Source organism: Streptomyces sp. NPDC014894 (assembly GCF_043080985.1).
Lineage (GTDB): Bacteria > Actinomycetota > Actinomycetes > Streptomycetales > Streptomycetaceae > Streptomyces.
The window spans coordinates 1-5,009 of sequence record NZ_JBIBWD010000044.1 but is presented as its reverse complement, the minus strand read 5'-3'; the positions used below and the strand labels follow the sequence as shown (position 1 = coordinate 5,009).

At 69.4% G+C, this 5,009-nt stretch carries 1 pseudogene; it reads left to right on the top strand.

Annotated elements, in window-relative coordinates:
* Positions 1–6: 6 nt before the first annotated feature.
* Positions 7–5,009, top strand: a pseudogene (locus tag ACF089_RS35810) (type I polyketide synthase); the annotation flags it as partial.

The window sequence follows — 5,009 nt, the reverse complement described above, 5'->3', positions numbered from 1 at the left end:
GGTGCGCGGTTGGCCGGTGTGGGGGTGGGTGAGCGTGAGGGTGTGGTGCTGGGTGTGGTGTGTGGTCGGGTGGCTGAGGTGTTGGGTCATGTGGATGGGGGTGCGGTTGAGCCGGAGCGGGCGTTCAAGGAGTTGGGGTTCGATTCGCTGACGGCGGTCGAGCTGCGGAATGTGTTGAAGGCGGATACGGGGTTGCGGCTGTCCGCCACCCTCGTCTTCGACTATCCGTCTCCGGCCGCGCTGGCCAGGCATCTCCTCGAGGAACTCACGGAGTCGGCCGACGAGCACACCTCTCTCGCGGTACGCGGACAGCGGGCGCCCGCACTGTCGGGGACCGCCGCTGCCGCCATCGCTGACGATCCGATCGTGATTGTGGGGATGGGGTGCCGTTTCCCGGGTGGGGTGCGGACACCGGAGGAGCTGTGGCAGCTGGTCGTCTCGGGCGGGGACGGGGTTTCGCCGTTCCCGTCGGACCGTGGCTGGGACGTGGAGTCGCTGTATCACCCGGACCCGGATCATGTCGGGACCTCGTACACCCGTGAGGGCGGGTTCCTGCACGACGCTGCGGACTTCGATCCCGGGTTCTTCGGGATCTCGCCGCGTGAGGCGCTGGCGATGGATCCGCAGCAGCGGTTGCTGCTGGAGACGTCGTGGGAGGCGTTCGAGCGGGCGGGGATCGATCCGGCGACGTTGAAGGGCAGCCGGACGGGTGTCTTCGCCGGGGTGATGTACCACGACTATGTGACCGGGATCGGTGACGGGGGCGAGCTGCCCGAGGGTGTCGAGGGGTACATCGGGACGGGTAACGCGGGCAGCATCGCCTCGGGCCGGGTCGCGTACACCTTCGGACTGGAGGGTCCGGCGGTGACCGTTGATACGGCGTGTTCGTCGTCGCTGGTGGCGCTGCACTGGGCGATCCAGGCGCTGCGGAGCGGTGAGTGCGAGATGGCGCTCGCCGGCGGCGTGGCGATCATGTCGACGCCGGATACCTTTGTCGACTTCAGCCGTCAGCGTGGTCTGTCGGTCGACGGCCGTTGCAAGTCGTTCGCGGCTGCGGCGGACGGTACGGGCTGGGGCGAGGGCGTCGGCATGCTCCTGGTCGAGCGGCTGTCGGATGCGGAGCGCAATGGGCATCCGGTGCTGGCCGTCGTACGGGGTTCGGCGATCAACCAGGATGGTGCGAGTAATGGTCTGACGGCTCCGAACGGTCCGTCGCAGCAGCGGGTGATCCGTGAGGCGCTGGCGAGTGCGGGTCTGTCGGCGGCTGATGTGGACGCGGTGGAGGCGCACGGTACGGGGACGAGGCTCGGGGACCCGATCGAGGCGCAGGCGCTCCTTGCGACGTATGGCCGGGAGAAGTCGGCGGACCGGCCGTTGTGGCTGGGGTCGATCAAGTCGAACATCGGTCATACGCAGGCCGCGGCGGGTGTCGCGGGGATCATCAAGATGGTCATGGCGATGCGCCACGGTGTGCTGCCGCGGACGTTGCATGTGGATGAGCCGTCGCCGCAGATCGACTGGGAGGCCGGCGAGGTCTCGCTGCTGACGGAGGCGGTGGAGTGGCCGGAGACCGGCCGTCCGCGCCGGGCCGGCGTCTCGTCCTTCGGTATCTCGGGCACCAACGCTCACACCATCATCGAGCAGCCGCCTGGGCTTGGGGTGCTTGAGCAGGCGTCCGCGTCCGGGGAGATCGCTCTGCCGGTGACGCCGTGGGTGCTGTCGGCGAAGGGCGGGGAGGCGCTGCGGGCGCAGGCCCGTCAGCTCCGGTCGTTCGTGCTGGGCACGCCTGAGCTGCGGCCGGTGGACGTCGCCCGCTCGCTGGCCGTCGGCCGGGCGTCCTTCGAGGACCGCGCGGCTGTGGTGGCCGCTGACCGGGAGGGGCTGCTCGCGGGGCTTGAGGTGCTGGCCGAGGGGGGTTCGGCGGCCGGTGTGGTGGCGGGTTCTCCGTCCGGCGGGAAGCTGGCGTTCCTGTTCACGGGGCAGGGGAGTCAGCGGCTGGGGATGGGCGCCGAGCTGTATGAGGCGTATCCGGTGTTCGCGGACGCGCTCGATGAGGTGTGCGCTCACCTTGACGGGCTTCTGGATGTGCCGTTGAAGGAAGCGCTGTTCTCGTCCGAGAGCGGTGCTCTCGACCAGACCGCCTACACCCAGCCGGCGCTGTTCGCGATTGAGGTGGCGCTGTTCCGGCTCCTCGAAGCCTGGGGTGTCCGTCCCGACTTCCTCTCCGGTCACTCGATCGGTGAGATCGCGGCCGCGCATGTCGCCGGGGTGTTCTCACTGGCGGACGCCTGCACGCTGGTCGCCGCGCGTGGCCGTCTGATGCAGGCGCTGCCGACCGGCGGGGTGATGATCGCGATTCAGGCGTCGGAGGAGGAAGTCCTTCCGCTGCTCACCGACCGGGTGAGCATCGCCGCGATCAACGGCCCCCAGTCGGTCGTCGTCGCGGGTGACGAGGATGCCGCCTTCGCGGTCGTCGCGCACTTCGCCGACCGCAAGTCCAAGCGGCTCACGGTCAGCCATGCGTTTCACTCGCCGCACATGGACGGGATGCTCGACGCCTTCCGCGAGGTCGCCGAGGGGCTCTCGTACGAGGCGCCCCGTATCCCGGTGGTCTCCAACCTGACCGGCGCGATCGTCACCGACGAGATGTCGAACGCCGGCTTCTGGGTACGCCATGTCCGCGAGGCCGTCCGCTTCCTGGACGGCATCCGCGCTCTCGAAGCCGCGGGCGTCGCCTCGTACATCGAACTCGGCCCCGATGGAGTCCTCTCCGCCCTCGCGCAGGAATGTGTCGAGCGCGAGGACGTGGCCTTCACGCCCGTACTCCGCAACGGACGGCCTGAGGCGGAGACGGCGGTCACCGCCCTCGCTCAGGCCCACATTCGAGGCAAGGCTGTCGACTGGAAGGCGTACTTCGCCGGGACCAGCGGTCGGCGGGTAGAGCTGCCGACGTATGCCTTCCAGCGGAAGCGGTACTGGCCGGAGATGGCGGCGAAGAGCGTTGCGCCGCAGGCCGGCGGGGTCGTGGACGCGGTGGACGCCCGGTTCTGGGACGCGGTTGAGCGGGAGGACCTCGCCTCGCTGGTCGCGGAGCTGGATGTGGACCGCGATGCCTCCATCAGTGAGCTGATTCCGGCGCTGTCGGCGTGGCGTCGGCAGGGCCAGGAGCAGTCGGAGGTGGACGGCTGGCGTTACCGGGTGGCGTGGAAGCCGGTGGGTGAGGTTTCTGCGGCGCGGTTGTCGGGTGTGTGGGTGGCGGTGGTTCCGGCGGGTGCCGGGGATTCCGTGTTGGTGGGTGCTCTGGGTGAGTGTGGGGCTGAGGTTCGGCGTGTGGTGGTGCCGGCGGGTGCGGATCGTTCCGTGCTGGCGGGGTTGCTGGCGTCGGTCGAAGGCCCTGTGACCGGTGTGGTGTCGTTCCTGGCGCTTGAGGGCGATGGGGTGTGGTCGACGGCTGCTGTGGTGCAGGCGTTGGGTGATGCCGGGGTGGGTGCTCCGGTGTGGTGTCTGACGCGTGGTGCGGTGTCGGTGGGTCGTTCGGACCGTTTGGAGTCTCCGTCTCAGGCGGGTGTGTGGGGTCTGGGTCGGGTGGCCGCTTTGGAGGTTCCGGAGCGGTGGGGCGGTCTGGTGGATCTGCCGGTGGTGCTGGACGCGCGTGCTGTGGCTCGTGTGGTGGGTGTGCTCGCGGGCAGCGGTTCTGAGGATCAGGTCGCGGTGCGTTCGTCGGGTGTGTTCGGGCGTCGTCTGGTCCGTGCCCCGCGCGCTGAAGGCTCCTGGGTTCCGTCGGGGACGGTTCTGGTCACGGGTGGTACGGGTGCTCTGGGCGGCCGGGTGGCTCGCTGGCTGGCGGGCGCGGGTGCCGGGCGTGTGGTGTTGACGAGTCGTCGTGGTCCGCAGGCTCCGGGTGCTGCTGAGCTGGTGGCTGAGCTGGAGGCCCTGGGTGTTGAGGCGGAGGCGGTGGCCTGTGACACGGCCGACCGCGATGCTCTGCGTACGCTCCTCGCCTCGCTGGAAGGCTCACTGACCGCTGTGGTGCACACGGCGGGTGTGCTGGACGACGGCGTACTCGACGCCCTGACCCCGGACCGGTTCGAGAGCGTGCTGCGGGCGAAGGCGACCTCCGCCCGTAACCTGCACGAGCTGACGGTCGAGCTGGGCATCGAACTCTCCGCCTTCGTTCTCTTCTCCTCGATGAGCGGGACGATCGGCGCCGCCGGTCAGGGCAACTACGCGGCCGCGAACGCCTATCTCGATGCTCTGGCCGAGCAGCGGCACGCTGATGGTCTGGCGGCGACGTCGATCGCTTGGGGCCCGTGGGCCGAGGGCGGTATGGCTGCAGACGACGCGCTCGACGCCCGGATGCGTCAGGGTGGCGTTCCGCCCATGGACGCGGGTCTGGCGATCGCGGCTCTTGAGCGGTCGGTCGGTTCGTCCGATGCGGTGCTGACCGTCGCGGACTTCGACTGGGCGCGGTTCGCGCCCGCGTTCACTCTCGTACGGCCCTCCAGTCTGCTTGCGGAGTTCGCTCAGCCCCGGTCTGTGGGCGGTGGGGATGCCGGTACGGGTTCGGCGGCTGAGGGCGCCGGCACGCTGGCCGAGCGGTTGGCGGTGTTGAGTGGGTCTGAGCGGGATCGTGAGTTGCTGGCTCTGGTCCGTACGCATGTCGCGTCTGTTCTCGGTCATGAGGGTTCGGATGCCGTCGGTGCCGAGCGGGCGTTCAAGGAGCTGGGCTTCGATTCGCTGACGGCGGTCGAGCTGCGTAACCGGCTGGGTGCGGCGACGGGTGTGAAGCTGCCGGCCACCTTGATCTTCGACTACCCGACGGCCTCGGCCCTGGCTGAATACTTGCGCGACGAGCTGCTCGGTACGGAGGCCGAGGTGGCCGTGCCGGTGGTCAAGACTGCGGCCACGGACGATGATCCGATCGCGATCGTGGCGATGAGCTGCCGTTTCCCGGGTGGTGTGCGTACTCCTGAGGAGTTGTGGCAGCTGCTGGTGTCGGGTGGGGACGC